Genomic DNA, 2,470 nt, shown 5'->3' with positions numbered 1-2,470 from the left:
ATTTGAAAGTCCGAGTAAACTATTGAACCGCGTAGTACCGAACGGTACGCTACGTGGTGTGGAAGGGGAGGTTAAAATCTCCCCTATCCGATTTTTTGTACGCCATGGGCGGGTTCCAACAGGTTATGAGGCCTACTTCTTGCGGGGAGCGGGCGCGTCCTCCCTGAGCTGGTCCGCAATCATCTCAATCATCTGTGTCTTCAGATACACGTCAAAGGACAGCTCGCAGATAAATGCAAACAGCTTCAGGTACTCCCTGTCCTTATCATCCACAGGAGCATCTGAAAATGTATCCTGGGCCCGGGCAAATTTGGCTGCCACATCAGACTTCAGGTTATTCATCTCGTCCTTTTCCAAAGTAAATACTTCGTTATAGATATCTTCCAGGGACAGCCGGGATGTCTGTCCTGAGAAATGCTTCGATGTAATAGGACGGAACAGTTCTTCAATATCACTGAAGGACAGAAGGTTTTTGAAATAATATATGAACACAAGCATCAGCAGGTGGTCCTTGGAATACTTCTTCTTCACCGGAGGGGGAAGGAGGTTATTCTTGGCGTAGTTGTTAATCATGGTCTTAGTCAGGACTTTATCACCCGGATGGCGTCTCATATCTTTTAAATGGCTGTCCATGAAGGTGGTAACCTGGTCCATGTACAAATCAATATCAGGAATCTCGTCCGCCTTGACATGGGACAGGTTCCCCAGATAGGAAAACAGGTCCTGCAGACGTTCTTCATTTGTCTTCATCTATGTGTCACCTCTGTCATTCTTATCACATTACTATATTTATTATATAGTAATCGATACTAGATGACAAGGGGGAAATGTAAATCTATGCGGGTTTATGCCTGGACTAATGTCCGGGGGGCTTACATGGTGGTTATGGGATGATTATAAACGATGATGTAGACAGAGGATTGTGCAATCTATACAAAACTCTGGGTCTGCTTTCACGATTTTGTCCTCATGTTTCAGAGAAACATACAAAGCCAGTAATATATACCTTTAAAATAGAAATAACTTTCATATATATTGATTTGCAGGAAAGATATTACCCGTGTTATCATAATTACAGAAACAGTCAACGGATTTAACAGCTTATGGAGGTAATTATGAGAAAACGGTTTTTAGGTATTATACTGACAATGGCGGCAGCATTATCCATAACAGCCTGCGGCGGCTCTGGTTCAGCTCAGACCGCCACATCCGCGGTTGCGGCGCCGGAATCCCAGACAGACGGTAACACGGCAGGAGGAAATAAGGCGGATGGTGTCGGAGCGGAAGAGAGCAGGACAGAGGAAACCAGAGCGGAAGATGGAAGGACAGAGGAAAACAAAACGGAAGGAACAAGGGAATCCGCTGATTCAGACGGAACTGTAAAGAAAATCCTGTGGACCCACGCCGGAGACCTGGAGGCACAGAAGGGATCGGATAAGAATATTGGTACAGCAGGATTATTGAATGGCGTTTCCGGAGGATATGTGATTGCCGGAGGCGGTGCGAACTTCCCGCAAGGGGGACCTGAGACAGGTGGACCCAAGGTATATTATCCGGACCTCTATGTTATGAAACCGGAAGATGGAAGCCTGACGCTGGTGAATCATACCACCATGGGATATGAAATCGGCTACGGTGCATCCATAACAGCTCCTGAGGGGATTTATTATATTGGAGGAAGCCCGGTGGAGGGAAAAGGTGATAAAATCATGCTTGTGAAAGCGGATGAAAAGGGAGAGGTCACATTAGAAGAGATAGGAAAACTTCCGTTTACATTTTCCGATGGCGCAGCCGTTCTGAAGGATCGTGTGATATATGTGGGTGCAGGCAAACAGGACGGCAAGGCATCCAACAAGTTTTATGCTTTTGACCTGGACACAAAGGAGACAACTGAACTGGCTCCTGTACCAGGGGAGGAAACCAGGACGCAGTGTGTATCACAGGTGCTGGATGGTCGGATTTACGTATTCAGCGGCGGGGATGCAGTGGCTTATACAGACGGCTACAGCTATGACATTGAAAAGGACCAGTGGGAGAAGGCTGCGGATATTGCCATAGAAGGCCGGTACATTTCCCTTCTGGGGGCTGGTTCCGTAAAAATCAGCGATACGGAGATGCTGGTGATTGGCGGTTTCGACAAAGAGGTCTATGACAATGCGGTGGCTAAGATGGCAGAGCTTAAGGATGACGCCCTGGCAGAGTTCAAGATGGGATACTTCGGGGCAGACCCCTCTGAACTTAAATGGAATAAGAAAATACTGATTTATAATGCGCGGGAAAATGCATGGAGCACCGTCGGAGAGGTTCCCTTTGACGCCCCGTGCGGGGAAGGCCTGGTGCTGAACGGAGATTATATTTATTCAATCAATGGTGAAATCAAGCCTGGAACAAGGACCAGCCGCATGTATGGGGGAATGCTTGTAAGATAGGAAATAGGAGATATGACAATGGAGGGACAGCTGCCTGGCGG

At 47.2% G+C, this 2,470-nt stretch carries 2 protein-coding genes; one reads left to right on the top strand and one right to left on the bottom strand.

Annotated features, from left to right (window positions below):
* Positions 1-132 precede the first annotated feature (132 nt).
* Positions 133-750 (bottom strand): DUF1836 domain-containing protein, encoded by a 618-nt coding sequence (locus G614_RS0123795; protein WP_027643871.1) that lies wholly within the window; start codon positions 748-750, stop codon positions 133-135.
* Positions 751-1,115: 365 nt separating this feature from the next.
* Here G614_RS0123795 and G614_RS28925 point away from each other — a divergent pair, with 365 nt between their 5' ends.
* Positions 1,116-2,429 (top strand): cyclically-permuted mutarotase family protein, encoded by a 1,314-nt coding sequence (locus G614_RS28925; protein WP_049948118.1) that lies wholly within the window; start codon positions 1,116-1,118, stop codon positions 2,427-2,429.
* Positions 2,430-2,470: the final 41 nt, after the last annotated feature.

It is taken from the genome of [Clostridium] clostridioforme AGR2157 (genome assembly GCF_000424325.1).
GTDB lineage: Bacteria > Bacillota > Clostridia > Lachnospirales > Lachnospiraceae > Enterocloster > Enterocloster clostridioformis_A.
The sequence above is the reverse complement of the archived record's forward strand: the minus strand, read 5'-3'. Positions and strand labels throughout refer to the sequence as shown.

Excerpts from the sequence above, each read along its gene's own strand:
- G614_RS28925 (WP_049948118.1), top strand. The coding sequence starts at position 1,116 with ATGAGAAAACGGTTTTTAGGTATTATACTGACAATGGCGGCAGCATTA.
- G614_RS0123795 (WP_027643871.1), bottom strand. The coding sequence starts at position 750 with ATGAAGACAAATGAAGAACGTCTGCAGGACCTGTTTTCCTATCTGGGG.